This is a genomic window from Haliea atlantica (assembly GCF_054779855.1).
Genome location: NZ_BAAGXL010000007.1, coordinates 1 through 19,782, shown reverse-complemented (window position 1 = coordinate 19,782; position 19,782 = coordinate 1). Strand labels below are relative to the sequence as shown.

The 19,782-nt window shown below is 64.2% G+C and carries 14 protein-coding genes and 1 pseudogene; 12 read left to right on the top strand and 3 right to left on the bottom strand.

Annotated features, from left to right (window positions below):
• The first annotated feature begins 1 nt into the window (after position 1).
• The 8 genes from ACYVGS_RS08120 (at position 2) to ACYVGS_RS08085 (ending at position 8,762) form a co-directional block, all read left to right on the top strand.
• Entirely contained in the window at positions 2–904 is a 903-nt protein-coding gene (locus ACYVGS_RS08120) for a cation diffusion facilitator family transporter (RefSeq protein WP_460588170.1), read from the top strand.
• 70 nt (positions 905–974) lie between these two features.
• On the top strand, positions 975–1,382 hold the full coding sequence (locus tag ACYVGS_RS08115; protein ID WP_460588169.1) for a BlaI/MecI/CopY family transcriptional regulator: 408 nt from the start codon (positions 975–977) through the stop codon (positions 1,380–1,382).
• Complete coding sequence (locus ACYVGS_RS08110) at positions 1,379–2,350, top strand: M56 family metallopeptidase (RefSeq protein ID WP_460588168.1); 972 nt, start codon at positions 1,379–1,381, stop codon at positions 2,348–2,350. Before ACYVGS_RS08115 ends, ACYVGS_RS08110 begins: the two co-directional genes overlap by 4 nt.
• Positions 2,347–3,528, top strand: coding sequence for a TolC family protein (locus tag ACYVGS_RS08105; protein WP_460588167.1), 1,182 nt, complete (start codon positions 2,347–2,349; stop codon positions 3,526–3,528). The genes ACYVGS_RS08110 and ACYVGS_RS08105 overlap by 4 nt, the downstream gene beginning before the upstream one ends.
• Positions 3,525–3,776, top strand: a complete 252-nt coding sequence (locus ACYVGS_RS08100) for a hypothetical protein (RefSeq protein ID WP_460588166.1) — start codon at positions 3,525–3,527, stop codon at positions 3,774–3,776. The genes ACYVGS_RS08105 and ACYVGS_RS08100 overlap by 4 nt, the downstream gene beginning before the upstream one ends.
• Entirely contained in the window at positions 3,766–5,295 is a 1,530-nt protein-coding gene (locus ACYVGS_RS08095) for an efflux RND transporter periplasmic adaptor subunit (protein WP_460588165.1), read from the top strand. The genes ACYVGS_RS08100 and ACYVGS_RS08095 overlap by 11 nt, the downstream gene beginning before the upstream one ends.
• Positions 5,296–5,309: 14 nt before the next feature.
• A complete protein-coding gene (locus ACYVGS_RS08090) occupies positions 5,310–8,402 on the top strand; it encodes an efflux RND transporter permease subunit (protein WP_460588164.1) in 3,093 nt (1,030 codons plus the stop codon).
• A 9-nt stretch (positions 8,403–8,411) separates the two neighbouring features.
• Positions 8,412–8,762: a DUF3147 family protein gene (locus ACYVGS_RS08085; RefSeq protein WP_460588163.1), complete on the top strand. Its 351-nt coding sequence runs from the start codon at positions 8,412–8,414 to the stop codon at positions 8,760–8,762.
• Positions 8,763–8,771: 9 nt separating this feature from the next.
• On the opposite strand, the gene ACYVGS_RS08080 is transcribed toward ACYVGS_RS08085, so the two are convergent.
• From ACYVGS_RS08080 to ACYVGS_RS08070, 3 genes are all read right to left on the bottom strand, one after another.
• Positions 8,772–9,863, bottom strand: coding sequence for a glycosyltransferase (locus ACYVGS_RS08080; RefSeq protein WP_460588162.1), 1,092 nt, complete (start codon positions 9,861–9,863; stop codon positions 8,772–8,774).
• A complete protein-coding gene (gene nadA, locus ACYVGS_RS08075) occupies positions 9,860–10,933 on the bottom strand; it encodes a quinolinate synthase (RefSeq protein WP_460588161.1) in 1,074 nt (357 codons plus the stop codon). Before nadA ends, ACYVGS_RS08080 begins: the two co-directional genes overlap by 4 nt.
• 76 nt (positions 10,934–11,009) lie before the next feature.
• On the bottom strand, positions 11,010–13,274 hold the full coding sequence (locus tag ACYVGS_RS08070) for a hybrid sensor histidine kinase/response regulator (RefSeq protein WP_460588160.1): 2,265 nt from the start codon (positions 13,272–13,274) through the stop codon (positions 11,010–11,012).
• 234 nt (positions 13,275–13,508) lie between these two features.
• Here ACYVGS_RS08070 and ACYVGS_RS08065 point away from each other — a divergent pair, with 234 nt between their 5' ends.
• The 4 genes and pseudogenes from ACYVGS_RS08065 to ACYVGS_RS08050 form a co-directional block, all read left to right on the top strand.
• Positions 13,509–15,203, top strand: coding sequence for a putative bifunctional diguanylate cyclase/phosphodiesterase (locus ACYVGS_RS08065; RefSeq protein WP_460588159.1), 1,695 nt, complete (start codon positions 13,509–13,511; stop codon positions 15,201–15,203).
• Between the two features lie 80 nt (positions 15,204–15,283).
• Complete coding sequence (locus tag ACYVGS_RS08060; RefSeq protein ID WP_460588158.1) at positions 15,284–17,107, top strand: putative bifunctional diguanylate cyclase/phosphodiesterase; 1,824 nt, start codon at positions 15,284–15,286, stop codon at positions 17,105–17,107.
• Between the two features lies 1 nt (position 17,108).
• Entirely contained in the window at positions 17,109–19,106 is a 1,998-nt protein-coding gene (locus tag ACYVGS_RS08055; RefSeq protein ID WP_460588157.1) for a S8 family peptidase, read from the top strand.
• Between the two features lie 291 nt (positions 19,107–19,397).
• Positions 19,398–19,782, top strand: a pseudogene (locus tag ACYVGS_RS08050) (hypothetical protein); the annotation flags it as partial.

Sequence of the window (19,782 nt, the reverse complement as noted above, 5' to 3'; positions counted from 1 at the left end):
CATGGGGCAGCATCATCACCACGACGCCAGCTCCCAGCGCCTGGGGCTGGTGTTTTTCCTCAACCTCGGCTTTACCGTGGTCGAGTTTATCGGCGGTCTGCTGACCAACAGCACGGCGATCCTGGCGGATGCGGTGCACGACCTCGGTGACAGCCTGTCCATCGGCTCCGCCTGGGTCCTGCACCGCCTCGGCCGGCGCGATGCCAGCGACGCCTTTACCTACGGCTTTCGCCGACTCTCCCTCTTCGGGGCGCTGGTCAACGGCCTGGTGCTGCTTGCCGGATCCGTCTGGGTGCTGCGCGAGGCGATTCCCCGCCTGTTCGACCCGGTCATGCCGGTCACCGAGGGCATGTTGCTGTTGGCGCTGCTGGGGGTGACGGTGAACGGCTACGCCGCCTGGCGACTGACCGCTGGCAAGACCCTCAATGAGCGCATGCTCAACTGGCATCTGCTGGAAGACGTACTGGGCTGGCTGGCCGTGTTGGTGGCGGCGATCATCATGCAGTTCGTCGACTGGCCGATCCTCGACCCCCTGCTGTCGGTGGGCTTCACGCTGTTTATTCTGGTCAACGTCGTGCGCAACCTGTGGCAGACGGCGCGGCTGTTCTTCCAGGCGGTGCCGGATGCCGAGCTGCGGACCGGGGTTGAGCGGGCACTGCTGTCGGTGGACGGGGTCATCAGTCTGCACCATCTGCACCTGTGGTCACTGGATGGTGAGCACCATGTGCTGACGGCCCACGTGGTTGCGCGGGGCCCTCTCGATCACGCCCGGCTCAAGGCGCGGATTGCCGATGCCCTGGCGACCTTCGAGCTGGCGCATACCACCATCGAGGTGGAGTCCGAGGCGGAATACTGTCGCGACGCCTGGGCATTCGCTGGAGTGGAATCGCAAAAAACCGATTGACGGTCGGTTTTTTTGGCACGCTACCCTGCAAGGCTTCCAGTACCACGTTATTGCAGAGGTCGGTCCAGCCATGTCGAATCAGGGAATGTCCCCCGCAGCCATGCCCGTGCTGGGTGCGCTTGAAGTCACGGTGCTCGAGCTTGTCTGGGCCCAGCCTGGTATTTCCGCCAAGCAGGTGCATGAGACGGTCGGGCGAGAGCGGGGGGTGACGCTGAATACCGTCCAGTCCACTCTGGATCGACTCTATCGAAAGGCGTTGCTAGAGCGGGAAAAGGTCAGCCACGCATTTCGCTACCGGGCCCGGGTGCAGCGGGAAACGCTGGTTGCGGGCATGATCAGTGCGCTTCTCGGTCGCTTTACGGATGACAACCCGTCAACCGTTGCCGCATTCGTCGAGGCAACCGAGCAGCTCGACGAGGACGTCGTGCTCGCGCTGGAGAGCGAGCTGAGGGCCCGTCGGGAGCAAAAACAGCAATGATGGACTGGGTGGCGGGGTTGTGGCCGCTGGTAATTGTCGCCTTGACCGGCTGGTTGATCGGGGTTCTTTGCGTTCTGTTCATGCTGATCGGTCTTTGGCGTGAGAATCTGACTCCGAGTTGTCGAGCGCGTCAGGTGCTGTTTCTGGCTGCATTGCCGTGGATGACAATGGTCGGTGGACTGGTCGCTGTGCACGGCAGCGTTTTGCTTGATGTGGGTGCTGGAGGTGGTCACTGCGCGGCTCACAGTCATATCCATTTGCACGCGTGCCCATTGATCAATAACGGATGGGTGGCGGGCACCCTCGAGCTCGTGGTGACGCTTGGCCTGATCGCGGCCGTGATCGGTGCCTGGGTGCGTCTTGGCTGCCGCGAGTGGCAATTTCACAGGCGCGCTTCGGGACTGGCCGGGCTGGCTGCGGGTGGCGCCCGATACAGGGTGCTGGAGGATGACCGGATGCTGGCATTCGCAGCAGGTGTGGCTCGACCTGTCGTCCTGGTAAGCAGCGGTCTTCTGCAACGACTCAGCTACCGCCAGTGTCGTGTTGTCATGGCGCACGAAGCGGCGCACATCCGCCATCGCGATGGCCTGCGCACGCTGATGGTCGAGGTTTTTTTGGTGGTCTTGCCCGCTTGGCTGGCGGGGCGTCTGCGCGAGTACTGGCGGCAGGCCCTTGAGGAATCGGCGGATGATGTCGCGGCGAGCAGGTTCGGCAGGGAGGCTGTGGCTGAAACCCTGATTCGGATTGCCCGGGCCTCCCAGTCCCCGGTGGTAGCGGGGTTTCCCGTCGCGGGAGGGCAGGTAGTAAAGCGGGTGCGGCGCCAGTTGTTTCCGCCGGAGGAGCGACCCCGCAGGCCTGTGCTCGCCACGCTTCAGGGCGGCCTGTTGGCTGGCGTGTTCTGCGTTGCCGCCAGTCTTCATCACGCTCTGGAAACTCTCGCAAGCATCTGGCTGGGAGGTGGCCTGTGAAGGGGGTCTGTCTGTTGCTGTTGCTGGCGCAGGGCACACTGGCCTGGGGACTGACGGAATCGGAAGCGGTCGGCCTGGCCCTGCGCCTTCCCGTCATGGAGCGGCAGCTTGCCGCACGGCGCTCCCTGGCACTGGCCCGGGTCGAAGCTGCCGGTCGCTGGGATAACCCCGAACTCGAGTACACGCGTGAATCCGTGGATTTCCCATCTGGCTCACTGGATGAGGACAGTTATCTGATTCGTCAGAGGATCAATCTGGCCGGGGTAAAGGCCCTGGAGCGCAGCGCCGCGCGCTGGGAGCTGGGGGCGGAGGAGTCGCGCATTGAGTTGACACGGCGCGAGTGGGTGGCGGAGATTCGCCAGGTCTTTTATACCGTGCTGCTGCACGAACAGCGTCAGCGGGTTGTGGGGCTTTGGCGGGATCGCCTTGCCGAGCTGGCTGACGCCGTTGCCGCACAGGCGCGGGCGGGGGATCTTTCCCACTATGACCGGTTGCGCGTTGTGCGCGAACAGTCCCGGCTACAAGCACTCGAGCTGGAAGTGGAGGCCGCCCTGCAGACGGCGCGCGACAGCTTGTCGGCTTTGCTGGACACCAAGCTGTCGAATGTCACCGGAACGTTGTGGCCCCCCGCGCCTCCGACGAAGCCGATGCTGCAGCTTGCAGAGCACCCGGTCCTGTTGGCACTGGATGCGGAGATTGAGAGTGCAACGGCGAACGCGAAAGCAGCCGGTCGTGCAAAGTGGCCGGAGCTGACCCTTGGACTGGGGCACAAGGAGGTGACTGAACCCGATGTGCGCGGAGACGGTCTGGTGATCTCCCTGGGGGTCGAGCTGCCATTGTTTGATCGCGGCCGTGGTCGGGAGGCTATGGCGGCACACAGACGTCATGTCCTGGAGACGGAGCGAGTGCTGATGTCACGACGTCTTGAGGTGGATGCCAAGGGAGTGCTGCAGCGCTGGCGGTCGAGTCTTGAGGCGTTCGAGCTTTGTGAAAGGGACGCCTTTGAGCCACTTGCCGACATGGCAGAGGCCGCCTACCGCGGTGGGGAGATCGGCATGATGGAAATGATGGATGCCTGGCGCGGCGAGCGCGAGCTGCGCCTGGAGATGCTTGATCACGCTCACCGCGCGCGACAGGCCTGGATTGAATGGCAATTACTGACAGGAGAGTCTCCATGAAAACCCTGATATACATGACCTTTGCACTGCTCGGAATGCTGCTGGTGGCCTGTGACGGCGGTGAGCCCGAGGGGCACATGCACGACGGTGAAGCATCCGCTCATGCACACGGTGAGGATGGTCACGACGACCATGCGCAGGACAGCGGCGGCGGGGCCCCGGCCACCCGGGCGTTTTACGGTGAGGAAGAGGTGACCGAGCAGGATCAGACACACCACCACGATGAAGCGGCTGAGCATGAGCACTAGAAGCAGACTGCTCGCCGTTGCGCTGCTGTTGCTGGCGGGCTGCGGTGAGTGGGGGCACGATCATGCGGATGACGTGCATGATGATCACGGCCCCGAGCCGCTGGTCTACACCCACTACAGCGGCAGTGCAGAACTGTTCGTCGAGTTTCCGCCTCTGGTGGCGGGACAGGGTTCGCGGGCGCTGGCACACTTTACCCACCTGGCGGATTTTTCGCCGGTCACCCGGGGTTCGGTGGACGCTCTGCTTGAGCAGGAAGGCCGCACGGTGGCGCGCTTCCGGGTTGAGGCCCCGGTCCGGGATGGCCTGTTCACACCGGTGATCACGCCTCGCGAGGCGGGTCGCTTTCAACTGCGGTTTGTCCTGACCTCCCCGCAGGGGAGCTCCTCCCATGATCTGGGGGAAGTCAGCGTGTTCACTTCCGGGGAACAGGTCGTCCCGCAGCGTGCCCCCGAACAGGGCGAGATCAGTTATCTGAAGGAGCAGCAGTGGGAGGGGCGTTTCGCCACCGAGGTGGTTGCGCAGCGTGGCATGCGCCCCGCGGTGCCGGGCTTTGCCACGGTGCTGGCGCCGGCTGACGGCGGGGCCGCGGTGTTGGCCCCCGAGGACGGCCATGTCGCCAGCGGCAGACTGGCGGCGGCGGGGGATACGGTAGCCGCGGGTGATGTGCTGGCATTTCTGGTGCCGCGGCTTGGTGCGGGTGCCGACCTGGGGACGGCTCGAGTGGCACTGCAGCGGGCCCGCAGTGAGAAAGCGCTGCGCCAGCAGGATGTCGAGCGCCTTCAGGACCTGCTGGAGCTGGGTGCGGTACCCGAACGCCGGCTGTTCGAGGCCCGGCAGGCCCTGACAGTTGCCGAGTCGGAACTGGCAGCGGCTTCCGCGCGCCTCGAGCAGCTCCATAGCGGTGGCGACGGTTCCGGGTTCGCCCTGCGGGCGCCGGTAGCCGGAGAAATCGTCGAGGCCAGAGCGCGCCCCGGCGCCTTTGTGAATGCGGGCGACGCGGTATTTCGCATTGCCACACCGGAGCGTCGCTGGCTTGAAGTTCGGGTAGCCGAGCATTTTGCGCCAATGCTGCCCTCGGCTTCCGGCGCCTGGCTGGAAACGGGTGACGACGAGCCTGTCCTGCTGGACCAGAGCATCGGTGCCCGGATCGTCCAGGTGGCCACTGCGATCGATCCCGAAAGCCGTACGGCAAGCCTGACCCTGGAATACCCGACGACAGGGGGCCCCGCCCTGATTGGCGCTCGCTACGCGGCCAGAGTTTTCGTCGACCGGACCTCGCCTGGCCTGGCGGTACCCCGGACTGCCCTGGTCGATGATGGCGGTCGCGAGGTGGTCTTTGTGCAGACCTCGGGCGAGACCTTTTCCCGCCGCGTGGTGGAAACCGGTATGCGCGATCACCGCTGGGTGGAAGTGCTGTCGGGTGTGCAGGCTGGCGAGCGCGTAGTCAGCGAGGGCGCCTACTACATCAGGCTGGCCGCTGCCGGCGGTGATGACCTCGGCCACGGCCATGCTCACTGACACGGAAGCTGTCCATGATTGACCGCATTATCAACTGGTCTCTGGGCAACCGCCTGCTGGTGCTGGCCGCAGCCCTGATTCTGCTCGGCTGGGGTGGCTGGGTGGCCCGCGAGACGCCCGTGGATGTCTTTCCCGACCTGACCGCACCCTCGGTGACCCTGGTGGCAGAGGCCCACGGCATGTCGCCGGAGGACGTGGAGGCGCTGGTGACCCGCCCGCTCGAGACTGCGATGAACGGCGCGGCAGGCGTGCGCCGGGTGCGTTCGAATACTGGCGTGGGCAGCAGTGTGGTCACCATCGAATTCGAGTGGGGGACGGACATCTATCGGGCCCGGCAGATCGTGTCCGAGAAGCTGCAGAGTGTTCGCGGAAGTCTGCCGGCAGATCTGCCGCCGCCACAGATGGCACCCATGTCCTCGATCATGGGTGAAATCCTGTTCCTGGCGCTGCGCTCGACCGCGCACGACGAGATGGCACTGAAAAGCACCGCGGACTGGGTGGTGCGCCGCCGTCTGCTGGCCGTCCCGGGGGTGGCCGAGGTGATTCCAATCGGAGGGGAAACACGACAGTTCCAGGTGACGGCCGACCCCGAGCGGCTGTCCGCCCACGGCATTACCCTCGGCCAGCTGAAGGCGGCCGTCGCGGCGGCCAGCCGCAATGCCTCGGCCGGTTTTTTGACGCGCAATGACCAGGAGTTCCTGATTCGTGGCATGGGCCGGGTCACCGACATCGGTGAGCTGGAACAGGCCCTGGTGGCAGAGCGGGATGGCCGGCCGTTGCTGGTTCGCGATCTTGCCGAGGTGCGTATCGGGCCAGCTCCGCGTCGCGGTACCGGAGCTTACCGGGGCGAGCCGGCAGTCGTGCTGGGTGTGCAGAAACAGCCAGGCGTGAATACCCTGGCCCTTACCGCGGAGCTGGACCAGGTGCTCGCCGAAATCCAGGCGAGCCTGCCGCAAGGCATGAGCATTGAGACCGACGCCTTTCGCCAGGCGGATTTCATCGAGACCGCCATCGACAACCTGCGGGCTGCGCTCAGGGATGGTGCCATCCTGGTAGTGGCAATCATGTTCGTGTTTCTTTTCAGTGGCAGGGCGACGGGCATCGCGCTGCTGGCAATCCCGCTGTCGTTACTGGTGGCGGTGCTGGCGATTCGCCTTCTGGGGGGCACGATCAACACCATGACACTCGGGGGCATGGTGATCGCCCTGGGCGCCCTGGTGGACGACGCCATCATCGTGGTGGAGAACATCGTCAGGCGATTGCGGGAAAACCAGTTGCGGAGCGTGTCAGAGCGACAGTCGGCAAGGGCCGTCGTATTCTCGGCGACCCGCGAGATCGAGGGCTCGATTGTCTTCGCCACCTTGATCATCATCCTGGTATTCCTGCCGCTGTTTTTTCTCAGCGGTGTCGAAGGGCGCCTGTTGCAGCCCCTGGGGCTGGCCTACGTGGTATCCCTGGCGGCGTCGCTGCTGGTTGCCCTGACCGTGACCCCCGTGTTGTGCCTGATGGGCCTGCCCGGTAGCGCTACCGTGCACAGCAGTCACGATACCCGCTTCATTGCCTGGCTCAAGCGGGCTTACCGCCCCGTGCTGGAGCAGGTGATGAGGCACCCCCGGGTCGTGCTGGCTGGCGCCGTTGCAATGTTGCTGGCGGCGGTAATCTCGCTCGCGGTGGCAGGGCGTGGTTTCCTGCCCGAGTTCAATGAGGGCAGCCTGACGGTGAGCGCGGTGACCCTGCCGGGAACGTCCCTCGAGACTTCGGATGCCATCGGACGACGGGTCGAGGCCATTCTGCTCGCCCAGCCCGAGGTGGTTGCGACCGCTCGGCGCACGGGGCGCGCAGAGCTGGACCCGCACGCCCAGCAGGTCTTCGCCTCGGAAATCGACGTCAGCCTGGTGATGCAATCGCGCAGCAAGGAGGCGCTTCTCGCGGCCCTGCGCAGGGATTTTGCCCGCGTGCCGGGAACCAATGTCATCATCGGTCAGCCAATTTCCCATCGTATCGATCACATGCTGTCCGGAACCCGCGCAAATATCGCCATCAAGATCTTTGGCCAGGATCTGGCTGAACTGCGCCGCCTGGGCGCCCAAGTGGAGTCTCTGGCGAGCGGCGTCCGCGGCGCGGTGGATGTGGCCATGGAGGAGCAGAGCGAGATCCCCTTCGTGAGCGTCAGGTTCGACCGCGAGGCGCTTGCCAATTATGGTCTGAGCATGGCCGAGGCCGCCGAGGCGCTGGAAACGGCATTTACCGGAACCGTGGTCGGCCGAATACGCGAGGGGCAGGCCAATATCGACCTGGTGGTTCGCCTGGGAACCGATACCCGGGGTGACATCGACGCCATAAAACAAACACATATTGCCCTGCCATCCGGGGCCAGCGCGCCCTTTGCCGCCCTGGCGGATATTCGAATGGAGCGGGGGCCCAACAGTATCGGCAGGGAAAACGTGCAGCGTCGCATGGTGGTGATGGCCAATGTCGCCGGGCGTGATCTCATCAGCGTCGTGGATGACTTACGGCGCGCGGTGGATGACACCATCGACCTTCCCACGGGTTACCACATCGAGTACGGAGGGCAATTTGAAAGTGCGGAGGCGGCCAACACGCGTCTGTTGCTGTTGACGGGTGCCGTTATCCTGGGCATTTTCCTGCTGTTGATGACAGCCTTCGGCAGCGCCCGGGACGCGGGACTGGTGATGCTCAACCTGCCGCTGGCGCTGATCGGCGGAGTTATCGGCGTCTGGCTGTCCGGCGGGGTGCTGACCATCGCAGGTATCATCGGATTTATTACCCTGTTTGGAATTGCGACTCGCAACGGGGTGATATTGATCGATCACATAGGTCGGCTCATGCGCGACGAGGGTCTGGGTCTTGAGCAGGCGGTGCGACAGGGGGCAGAGGAACGGCTGGTGCCGATCCTGATGACTGCGCTGGCGACGGCACTGGCATTGGTGCCGCTGGCTCTGGCGGGGGGAGAGCCAGGCAGTGAGATCCAGTCACCGATGGCGGTTGTCATTCTCTGGGGGCTGGTCAGCTCGACCGCACTCAACATGCTGGTGGTTCCGGCGATCTACCAGTGGTCCGGGCGGAGAAAGTCCGTACAGGATTAGGGGGCAGACATGAGCTGGCTGATCACCAAGTACCTGATAACCGCCCTGATAGTGGTGGTCATCTCCGAGGTGGCCCAGCGCAGCGGTAAACTCGGCGCACTGATCACCGCATTGCCGCTGGTGGCCGTGCTGAGCCTGATCTGGCTACATCTCGAGAGCCAGCCACTGGACAGGATTGGCAGCTATGCCCGCTATACCTTCTGGTATGTCCTGCCGACACTGCCCATGTTTCTGCTTCTTCCCCTGCTGCTCGAACGGCTGGGCTTCTGGGGTGCCTTGCTGGCAGCCGTGGTGGTGACTCTGCTGTGCTTCTGGCTGTTCAGCCTTCTGATGCGGCGGTTTGGCATCTTCCTTGTGTAGTGTCCGGAGCTACTGCGAGCGGGTTCCCGCGTGAAACAGAAAAGCGCGCTGGAGGACAAAGTTCGCCAGGAACAGCAGGGAGTCGACTGCCACCTTGACCAGGACCACGTTGGCGGCGGTTTTACTGCTGATCAGCGACACCAGGAAGCCCGAAACCGTGGCGGTGACAAGCACCAGCGCGGTGTAACCGGCCATCTCCCGGGGGATGCGCGCATGCTGGCGGGAGCGAAACACCAGGTACTTGTTGCACAGGAAGTTGAAGCTGGCGGACACCGCCCGGGCCACATAGGTCGCCGCGAATATGCCCCAGGCCAGTTCGATAAACAGTGCGAACAGCAGGATGTCGACCAGGAAGGCCGCTACCGACGCCAGTACGAAGCGGGCGAACACCAGGTAAATGCGCATGGAATCCACCAGCGGTCGAAAATGTGAATCGCTGTTGCCGTGCAGGTACACCGTGGTGATGGGTACTTCCTGGATGCCAACCTTGAGATCGCGCGCCCGCAGCAGGCATTCCAGCTCGAATTCGTAGTGATCGTGGCGGATTCCCAGGCATTCTCGGGCCAGGGAAAGGGGCAGGGCGCGCAGGCCTGTCTGACTATCCTGTACATTGACGCCGCGCAGCCAGCTCAGAACCCGGCGCGTGATGCGGTTGCCGAGCGCACTGCGCAGGGGGGTATGGTTGTCGAATTGACGCACGCCGAGCACCAGCCGGGGGCCATCACGGGTCGCGCTCTCGGCAATTCGGGCGATATCGGCGGGCAGGTGCTGGCCGTCCGCGTCGGCGGTAACAATATTGTCGACTCGCTCCGACAGGTGGTCGAGGATGTGGGCGAAACCGGTTTTCAGGGCAGCGCCCTTGCCGCAGTTGCTGGCGTGATGCAGCACACTGATGCGCGGGTTGTCTTCCAGTCTCTCAAAGGGTTCTCGCGTGTCCGAGCCATCGTCAACGACGACGATGTGCGCAAAGCCGCGCTCGATCAGCCCGTCGATCAAGCCGTGGAACTCACCCGGTGGATTGAGCGCGGGAATCAGCACCGCGCAACGGGCGAGAGAAGGGGGGGGCGGCATCCGTCGCGCTGGCGACAGATCCTCGTTCAAGCCCGACCCACCACGCCCGTGTTCAGCGACGCGGCGAAATCCAGCATGCGCCGCAAGGGCACCATGGCGCGTTCGCCCACAGCGGGGTCGACGTGGATTTCGTTGTCGGCCCGCTGGAAGACCTGGTCCAGGGCCTCCAGTTCGTTCATCGCCATCCAGGGGCAGTGGGCGCAGCTGCGGCAGGTGGCCCCCTTGCCGGCCGTGGGGGCAATGATGAACTCCTTGTCCGGCGCCTGCTGCTGCAGCTTGTAGAAAATGCCCTGGTCGGTGGCGACGATAAAGCGGGGGTTGGGCATCTCCTTCGCCGCCTTGATGATCTGCGACGTGGAGCCGACCCGGTCCGCCAGTTCGAGCACCGCCTGGGGTGACTCGGGGTGGACCAGCACCGCGGCGTCGGGATAGACCTTCTTCAGATCGGCGAGGCCCCGGGCCTTGAACTCCTCGTGCACGATACAGGCGCCGTCCCACATCAGGACATCGGCCCCGGTTTCCCGTTTCACGTAGTCGCCCAGGTGGCGATCCGGCGCCCACAGGATCTTCTTGCCCTGGGAAGCCAGGTGTTCAGCCACGTCCAGGGCGATGCTGGAGGTGACCACCCAGTCCGCGCGCGCCTTGACGGCCGCCGAGGTGTTGGCGTAGACCACCACCTCGCGGTCGGGGTGCTGGTCGCAGAAGGCGGCGAATTCATCCGCCGGGCAACCCAGGTCGAGGGAGCAGGTGGCTTCCAGGGTGGGCATCAGCACACGCTTGTCCGGGGTCAGGATCTTCGCCGTCTCGCCCATGAACTTCACCCCGGCGACCACCAGGGTGGAGGCCGGATGATCGTGCCCGAAGCGCGCCATTTCCAGGGAGTCCGACACGCAGCCACCGGTCTCCTCCGCCAGGGACTGGATCGCCGGTGGCGTGTAGTAGTGGGCCACCAGGACGGCATTTTCCGCCTCAAGGCGTTCGGCGATACGCGCCTTGAGGGCCCGCTCCTGCTCGGGGCTCAACTGGTGCTGCTCCGCGTGGTCCAGGTGCTGCTGTACCTGCTGGCGGATAACTTCGAGTTTTTCGGTAGCTATGCTCATGTGAACTTCGACAGCCTTGGGGACGGGAAATTCTATCACAGGGTAATGCCGGGGGCCTTGTTGTCGCGCCGGCGGCTCAGGGGGAGTCCAGCACTTCGCGCACCTTGCGCGCCAGCTCCTCGCGCCGCCAGGGTTTGCCGAGCAGGGTGACCCCGGCGTCAAGGCGACCCTGGTGCACAATGGCATTCTCGGTATAACCCGAGGTATAGAGGACCCGGAGCCCCGGCCGCTGAGCGCGCACGCGCTCCGCCAGTTCGGGGCCGTTCAGCCCGCCGGGCATGATGACATCCGTCAGCAGCAGGTCGAACTCTCCCGTCGCCGCCAGCTGTTCGAGGGCCGAGGGGCCGTCCCCGGCGCTGCTGACGCGATAGCCCAGGCTTTGCAGCTGGGTCACCAGGTGCTCCCGCACCAGCTCGTTGTCCTCCACCACCAGGATGTGCTCGTCCCCGGTTGGCAGTGGCTGCGGTTCCTTCGGTGTCTCAATCTGCGCTGTGGCATCGGCGCGCGGAAAGTAGAGTTTTACCGAGGTGCCCTCACCCACCTCGGAGTAGAGCTTGATGTGTCCCCCCGACTGCTTGACGAAGCCAAACACCATGCTCAGGCCGAGGCCGCTGCCCTGGCCAACTTCCTTGGTGGTAAAGAAGGGCTCGAAGGCCCGGGCCAATACATCGGGGGGCATCCCTTCGCCGTTGTCGGAGATGGATACCCGCACATAGGGGCCGGGCGTCACCTCGTTGTGCTGTGCGGCGTAGTCCTCGTCCAGCCAGGCATTGGCAGTCTCGAGGGTCAGGCGGCCCCCCCGGGGCATGGAGTCCCGGGCGTTGATCGCCAGATTGAGCAGGGCCACTTCGAATTGCCCGGGGTCGACTTCGGCGGACCACAGGCCGTCGCCGGAGATCTGTTCAATCGCAATGGATTCGCTCAGGGTGCGCCGCAGCAGGGCCTCCATCCCGGCGATCTGCTGATCCAGTCGCAATACCCGCGGCTGCAGGGCTTGTTGGCGGGCAAAAGCCAGCAGACGGTTGGTCAGCTCGGCGCCGCGCTCGGCGGTAGACAGGGTCAGCGCGGCCAGTGACTGCAGGGGACTGTCCTTCGCCAGATCCTCCGCCAGGCGCTCGGCGTTGCCAATCAGCACCGTCAGCAGATTATTGAAGTCGTGGGCGACGCCGCCGGTCAACTGGCCCACCGCTTCCATTTTCTGTGCCTGCTGGACACGCTGCTCCAGTGCCCGCTGCTCGGTGATATCGATCATGCTGCCCAGCATGCGTATCGCGCGTCCCTGGTCGTCGCGGGTTACAACACCGCGGTCGACCACGATGCGGGGGCTGCCATCGGCGTGCAGAAAGCGGTATTCGTGGACCCAATGCATCGCGCTGCCGTTGATTACTGCGTTGATGCTGTCCAGCACTGCTGCCTGGTCGTCGGGGTGAATGCGTCGGCTCCAGGACTCTGGCCCGGGTTCAACCTGCTCGGGGTGATGGCCGAACTGGGTATGGAGATTTTCATTCCACCACACCTTGCCGGTACGAAAATCCCAGTCCCAGATCACGTCGTTGGTCGCGCTTGCCAGGAGATTGAAGCGCTCCTCGGCGACCTTGAGCGCTTCCTCCCGGAGGTGCTCCGCGGTGATATCGCGAATATACACCGCCAGGCCCTCGGGCACCCGGTAGGCGGTGACTTCGAACCAGAGATTCAGGTCCTCGCCATACCAGGCGGTAAAGCGACTGGTTTCTCCCGTGGCGAGAGTGTGCTCGTAGTGTTTCTGAAAGTCGGAATCGCGGCCCTCGGGGAACAGTTCCCACAGGGAGTGTCCCAAGAGCCTTTCCCGGCTTCGGCGCACGATTTCGGCAGCGCGGCTGTTGACGAAGGTCACCTGCCAGTCGTGGTCGAGCGTAAAGAAACCGTCGTTGATATGCTCCAGGGTGCTCTCCAGCTGGTGCGCGAGCTGGTCCGCGCGCTGCCGGGTCTCTACCAGTTCGGTCAGGTCCTGTATGAAGCCCAGCCACTGCCCCCCCGCGTCGGGTAGCAGATCACCGGTGATCACCAGCCAGTATTCGCGCCCGTTAGGGTGCAGCAGGCGGTGCTGTACCGAGAAGGCCTTGCCCTGCTCAAAGGCTTCGCGCATGGCCTTGCTGACCCGCTCCCGGTCCTCCGGATGGATACGGGTCATGGTGGCGTCACGGCTTGGCACGGTGGGGGTGGTGACCCCATAGAGCGCCTGCACCAGGGGCGACAGCGAAAACGCATGGCTGCGGGTATTGTAGGTCCAGACCCCGGAGTGCAATTGGGTCTCACTGCACGCGAGCAAACGCTCGGGGTTTTCCAGGTAGAAGGCCGTCATGCTTCGCTGCTCCTGCTGTCTGGGCAGGCATTTCCCTTGAATTTGGACATTACTCCGCCCCTGCCAGTGTCGCAACTGGTCTGCCCGGGGCACACACAGCACGAAAAATTTGGCAATTTCCCGCCCAAGCTGTAGAAAACTGGTGAATTGTCGCGTATAAGCAACTGTAATTACTACAATAACGAACTATCGCAGGCGGAGTGCAAGCAGGGGAAGCCTCGGAATGGAGCGACAGTGACAGAGCATGCCATCCACCTGGTGTCCGAACAGCCGGCCGATTCGCTGCTGGTCGGGGCCTGTCTCTCTCGCGCACGCCCTGCCCGTTTTACCCTGACAGTTCATACGACCCTCGAGCGTCCGCTGGAAACCCTGCGCGATGCCGCACCGGATGCCCTGCTGCTGGCCGATGGGCCCCAGACCACCTACCTGTTGCGGCTGCTGCAGAAACAGGCACCCGGGTTTCCGATCATCCTCCTGCTCGACAGCGCTCCGACCGAGGAACTGCCCCAGGGGGTGACTGACCACCTGGTGCGTGGCGATTTGCCGGATGCCCTGGTGCACCGCGTACTGGATTACAGTATCCAGCTGCATCGGGCGCAGCGCGCCGTGACAGACCTCGCAACGCGTGACCCCCTCACGGGTGCGCTCAACCGTGCGGCTTTTCGTGCCCACCTCGAGCGCGCTCTGGATCGCTCCACCCGCTACCAGTTTCACACCGGCCTGCTGACCCTCAACGTCGATCAGTTCGCCAATATCAATGATCACTTCGGCGAGCAGCAGGGCGACCACCTGATCCGCATTCTCTGCGAGCGCATCACCGGCAAGCTGCGCAACACGGACAGTATTGCCCGCCTGGCGGGTGACGAGTTTGCCGTGGTGCTGGAAGATATTGGCGGTGGGGAAGATCTGCAGGCCATGGGCGAGAAAATTCTGCAGGCGGTGAGCGGCCCGGTTAGCCTCGAGGGTGAGCAGCTGGATGTGGATGCCAGCATAGGCGCAACCCTGTTCCCCGAAGATGCTCAGGGCCCCGGCGACCTGCTGGAGAACGCACGCAGCGCCATGCAGCAGGCCAAGGCAGTGCCGGGCAGCAAGCTGATTCGTTATTGCGATCGCCTCAGTTTCAACAGCGAAGGCGTCCATAGCCTGATTGCCGATTTGCGCGCTGCGGCGCGCCATAACCAGTTTGAACTGCACTACCAGCCGCGCATCCACCTCGAGAGCGGCCGTCTGAGCGGGCTGGAGGCGCTGCTGCGCTGGAACCACCCCGAGCGGGGATTGATCTGTCCGGGGGAGTTTCTTGCCGCCTGCGAAGACATGGGGCTGATGCGCACTATCGGCTATCAGGTGATCCAGCATGCCTGCCATGCCCTCAACTGGCTGGCGGAGGAGGGGCTGGGTGACATTACCGTAGCGGTGAACATCTCCTTTTCCCAGATCCAGGATGACCGCTTTGTACCGGCGGTACACGATATTCTCGAGCGCACTGGCGCCGATGCGCGCCACCTCGAGTTCGAACTGACCGAAAGCACCATCCTGAAAAGCCCCGAGGCAATCAAATTGCGCATGGATCAGCTGCGCGAGCTGGGGATCGTATTCTCGCTGGACGATTTCGGTACCGGGTTCTCTCAGCTGTCTCACCTGACGGCCCTGCCCATCGCCGCGCTCAAGGTGGACGCCAGTTTTGTCCGCGGTTTGCCCCACAACCGCCAGCAGGCGGCCATCTGCAGCCTGATTATCGAGATGGCCCGGCGCCTGGACATGAGCGTGATTGCCGAGGGTGCCGAGTGCCACGAACAGGTCGAGTTCCTGCGCGACGAGCGCTGTGACGAGGTCCAGGGCTTTTACTTCAGCCAGGCCATTCCCCTGCAGCAGCTGCCGCGCTTTGTCCGCGAGCAGCGTTACAAGCAACGTGAGCGAGTGGTTTCGTGAATCGGGGCCGACATCCGGTGACGCGGCCGGTAAAAGCGCTGGCCGCATACCGGCGCGGGTGGTAGCCTGAGGGAATAAGTGTGAACCAGGTCACAATCCGCTCCATGTCCAGCCGTTCCCAGTCTGCCCAGCGCGCCAAGGTGCTTGTCAGTGATGACGACTTCAATGTCCGTCTGCTGACCCGTCAGTGTCTGGAGGCGGAGGGACTCGACGTCGTGGAGGCGAGCAGCGGCCCGGAGGCCCTCGACCTCTTCGTGCGCGAGCGCCCCGATCTGATATTCCTCGACGTGGAAATGCCCGGGATGGATGGCCTCGAGGTGTGTCGGCGTATTCGCGGGCTGCCCCAGGGCGAAACCATCCCGATCATGATTGTCACCGGGTCCGACGACCGCGAGTCCATCGACAAGGGTTTCGAGGCCGGCGCCACCCAGTACAAGACCAAGCCCCTGAACTGGTCCCTGCTGGGGCGTGACGTGCACTACATGCTGCGGGCCAGCAATGCCTTCAACGCCCTCAAGCGGCAGGAAGACCGCCTGCGCTACCTGGCTTACTACGACCCCCTGACCAGCCTGCCCAACCGGCGCAGTTTCACCGAGCAGCTCAACCGCATCCTCAAGCGCTGTCAGCGCAACGACACCCACGCGGCCCTGATGTTCATCGACCTCGATCACTTCAAGCGCATTAACGACTCCATCGGCCACGGCCGCGGGGACCGGCTGCTGGTGGAAATCGCCAAGCGCCTGACCCTGGAGTTGCGCGAGGACGATGCCATCAACTACTTCTCCGACAAGAACGCCGCGGAAGACGATTACCAGGGCACCGAAATCGCGCGCCTGGGGGGTGACGAGTTTACCGTGGTGCTCTCGGACGTGGCCGACACCCTGCATGTGGAGCGGGTGGCGCGGCGCATTCTCAACAGCCTGTCCCAGCCGATCGCCCTGCAGTCCCACAACCCGGTGGTGACGCCGAGTATCGGCATCGCCATTTACCCCCAGGACGGCTGCGACCCCGACAGCCTGGTGCGCAACGCCGATACTGCGATGTACGCGGCCAAGGCGGAGGGGCGCGCCTGTTACCGCTTCTACAACGAGAAGATGAACGCGCAGGCGGTAGAGCAGCTCAAGATGGAGGAGGAGCTGCGCTACGCCATGGGGCACGACCAGCTGGAGCTGCGTTACCAGCCCCAGGTGGACAGTGCCAGCGGTGCGGTGGTCGGGCTGGAAGCCCTGGTGCGCTGGAAACACCCGGAGCATGGCATGGTTTCCCCGGGGGAATTCATACCCGTGGCCGAGCGGACCGGGCAGATCGTCGAGCTGGGCGAGTGGGTCATGCACACCGTGGCGAAGGATTGCCGCCACTGGGACAGCCTGGGTCTGCCGGACTTTCGGGTGAGCGTGAACATCTCGCCGCTGCAGTTCAATCAGGCGGGGCTGGCGCGCTTCGTCCGCGCCTTTGTCGAGCAGTCCGAAATGGCGCCGCACCGGCTCGAACTGGAGCTGACGGAAAGCGCCATCATGACCGATGCCGAAACCAATATCGCCAAGTTGCGCGAGCTCAAGGACATCGGCCTGGAGCTGGCGGTGGACGACTTCGGCACCGGTTATTCCTCCCTGAGTTACCTGAAACGCTTCCCCATCGATACCCTGAAAATCGACCAGAGCTTCGTGGCTGACCTCAACAGCCCCGACGGCGCGGCCATTGTCGATGCCATCATCGCCCTGGCCCGCACCCTGAAACTGCGGGTCATCGCCGAGGGCATCGAGACGCCGGAACAACTCGACTACCTGGTCAAGTTGCGCTGTGACCTGCTGCAGGGCTACCTGCTTTCCACCCCGGTCTACCCGGAGGAAGTGCCCGAGCTGCTGCGCCGCAACTACCTGGACCAGCTTTACCCGGGAGAGTGATTTGCCCCGCCTGACTCCCCTGGTCCTTGCGCTGAGCCTGGCCGGTAGCACCGCGCTGGCGGGCGCGGATGATGCCCCCGTTGCGCTTCCCGATCGGCTGCAGGTGATGCTGCAGGGAGAGTCGGCGGCCGCCATGCGCGAACTGGTGGAGGCGGCCGGCGGCGAGATCAGCCACGATCTGCCCATCATCAATGCCGTTGGCGCCTGGGTCAGCCCGGACCAGTTGGCGCAGCTGCGTGAGTCGCCCGCCATCCGGCGCATGATCGACGACCTCTCCCTGGAGCCGGATGCCCCCCCGGAGGGCCCCCCGGGCTGCGACGTGGGGGGTGCCCTGGAGGCAGAGATACAGCCCGCTGCGCTGGGCTGGCGCCTCTACCTGAAGCGCGGGCCTGCGCATCTGGCCAGCCTGACGCTGGCCTGGCCCGAGGAACTGGGTGCGCTGCAGGCATTGAGCCTGGGCGGGCGGGCGTTGCCGCTGGCGGCACAGAGCCCGGGCGAACTGTCTTTGACGTTTCCGCGGAAGGCGGCCCTGGCACTGGAAGACGGCCAGCGCCTGCAGCTGCAGTTTGCAGCCAATGCCGGCGCATCCGCAGCGCCAGTGCCTTACCCCCAGCGGGATTTCAGCATCCAGCTGGGCTTTCACGAAGACTGCGGCACCGAGCTCATTCCCGGCTACAGCGATTACGCCGCCGACACCTGGTACCCCCAGGTTTCCGGTGCCGCGGCCCTGCACCGCCTGGGCGTGACCGGGCGCGGCGTGACCGTGGCGGTGCTGGACTCCGGCCTGTGGGAGCACCCCCACCTCGCCCGCGACAGCCACGGTGAGCCGCGCATTGTCGGTCGCTATGACGCCATGACAGACCGCGCCGGTGACGAGGCCTTCGACGAGAGCGGTCACGGCACCCACATGAGCAGCGTGCTGGCCAACAGCGAACCGGCGCGCACCCTCGACGGCGCTCCGGCGGGGCACTACAAGGGGATCGCCCCGGACGCGCGCCTGGTGGCGGTGAAGGCCTTCAACCGCGAGGGCAGTGGCGACATGCTGGATATCGTGCGCGGCGTGCAGTGGGTGGTGGAGCAGCGTGAGGCCCTGGACATCCGCGTGCTCAACCTGTCCTTTGCCGCGCGCCCGCGCTGGCCCTATTTTCTGGACCCCATCAACCAGGCGCTGATGCGTGCCTGGGCCAGCGGCATTGTGCTGGTGGCCGCTGCTGGCAATGAGGGGCCGGAACCCATGACCCTGGGGTCTCCGGGCAACCTGCCCTATGGCATCACGGTCGGTGCGATTACCGACAGCTGGACCGTGGGCGAGCGCAACGACGACTACATACCCGACTTCTCCTCCCGCGGGCCGACCCCCTTGGGGCACATCAAGCCCGACCTGGTGGCTCCCGGTGGCCACATGGCGGCCTTGACCCGCCCGGGCAGTACCCTGACCGAAGAACACCCGGACTACATGATCAGTACCGGCGAGCTGGTGATGACCGGCACCAGCCAGGCGGCGGCGCTGGTCTCCGGCCTGGTGGCGCTGCTGCTGCAGATGCAGCCGGAGCTGAGCCCGGACGAGGTCAAATGCCTGTTGACCAGCAGCGCCGAGCCGGCAATCAACCGCGACGGGCGCCTGGCCTACAGTCCCTTTGAGCAGGGGCGCGGCCTGGTCAATGTCAGCCGCGCGGTTACCCTGGGGGAAACCGGTTGCGGTAACCTGGGCCTGGATATTCAGGCCGACATGGCCGGTGAGCGCTTCTTCGAGGGGCCCGCCGACGTCAGCGACGCCCGTGCACCGACCCTGCCGGGCCTGGATATCATGCTGGCGCCGCAGGCCAGCGAGAAAGGCCCCAGTGACAGCCGCCGCTGGGGCGTGAAAGACCACATCGAGCGGCCCGATCTCCCCCCGCAAGACCCCGCATTACCCTTCGATTGGGCCGGCCAATACGCCCGTGAGCGCGCGCGTATCGAAGCCCTGCAAGAGTCCAGGCAGTCGCCAGACCGGTCCTGATACCCCGTTTGGGTCAAACCCCGGGCCGCTCAAGTCAAGCGATTTTTTTCTTTTAGTTTCAATAGTTTGTGAGCCGCGTCACAAATCCCTCCATCGTTCCGGCGAAAAGCCTGCCAAGTGTTGACCGCTAGCTACCCCAAAGTGGGTATGGCGTGCGGTTAAACCACATCTTGGGCATCTCTATAACGGGTGCATGTGTCGTGAAGCTGACACGTTTTAGTCGGATCGAGATAAATCTGTCTCAGCGGCAAAACCCAAGGAATGAAGCATCAACACAGGGCGGGATTGATTATGAAGAAGTTGACCAAAGTTGTAGGCCAGAGTGTCCTTGCCGCTGCTATCGCTCAGCTGAGTTTTCATGCAGTAGCTGAAGTAAATTCGGCAACAAGGACGTACCATGCGGTAGATAATTCATCTGTCGCCAGCACGTTAGCTTCCGAAGAGCAATATCGTGCTGAACGCTCATTTAAGTGGGGTGCTAGCCGTGCCCAGGCCAATACTGATGAAGTACAGTGGTCTGATGTGAAGGAAGCCGAAGGCTTTAAGTGGCAGCAAGCCGAGAGCCTCTCGCAGGATGTAGCCCAAACAGGAGCTTCATCTTCGGCTTCTCAAACTGGCTACCGCTGGGGCATCCGCAGTGACGCGGACCAGAGCGGCTACCGCTGGGGCATCCGCA

Coding starts and splice junctions, on each gene's coding strand:
- ACYVGS_RS08120 (WP_460588170.1), top strand. CDS start 2: ATGGGGCAGCATCATCACCACGACGCCAGCTCCCAGCGCCTGGGGCTG.
- ACYVGS_RS08115 (WP_460588169.1), top strand. CDS start 975: ATGTCGAATCAGGGAATGTCCCCCGCAGCCATGCCCGTGCTGGGTGCG.
- ACYVGS_RS08110 (WP_460588168.1), top strand. CDS start 1,379: ATGATGGACTGGGTGGCGGGGTTGTGGCCGCTGGTAATTGTCGCCTTG.
- ACYVGS_RS08100 (WP_460588166.1), top strand. CDS start 3,525: ATGAAAACCCTGATATACATGACCTTTGCACTGCTCGGAATGCTGCTG.
- ACYVGS_RS08095 (WP_460588165.1), top strand. CDS start 3,766: ATGAGCACTAGAAGCAGACTGCTCGCCGTTGCGCTGCTGTTGCTGGCG.
- ACYVGS_RS08090 (WP_460588164.1), top strand. CDS start 5,310: ATGATTGACCGCATTATCAACTGGTCTCTGGGCAACCGCCTGCTGGTG.
- ACYVGS_RS08085 (WP_460588163.1), top strand. CDS start 8,412: ATGAGCTGGCTGATCACCAAGTACCTGATAACCGCCCTGATAGTGGTG.
- nadA (WP_460588161.1), bottom strand. CDS start 10,933: ATGAGCATAGCTACCGAAAAACTCGAAGTTATCCGCCAGCAGGTACAG.
- ACYVGS_RS08070 (WP_460588160.1), bottom strand. CDS start 13,274: ATGACGGCCTTCTACCTGGAAAACCCCGAGCGTTTGCTCGCGTGCAGT.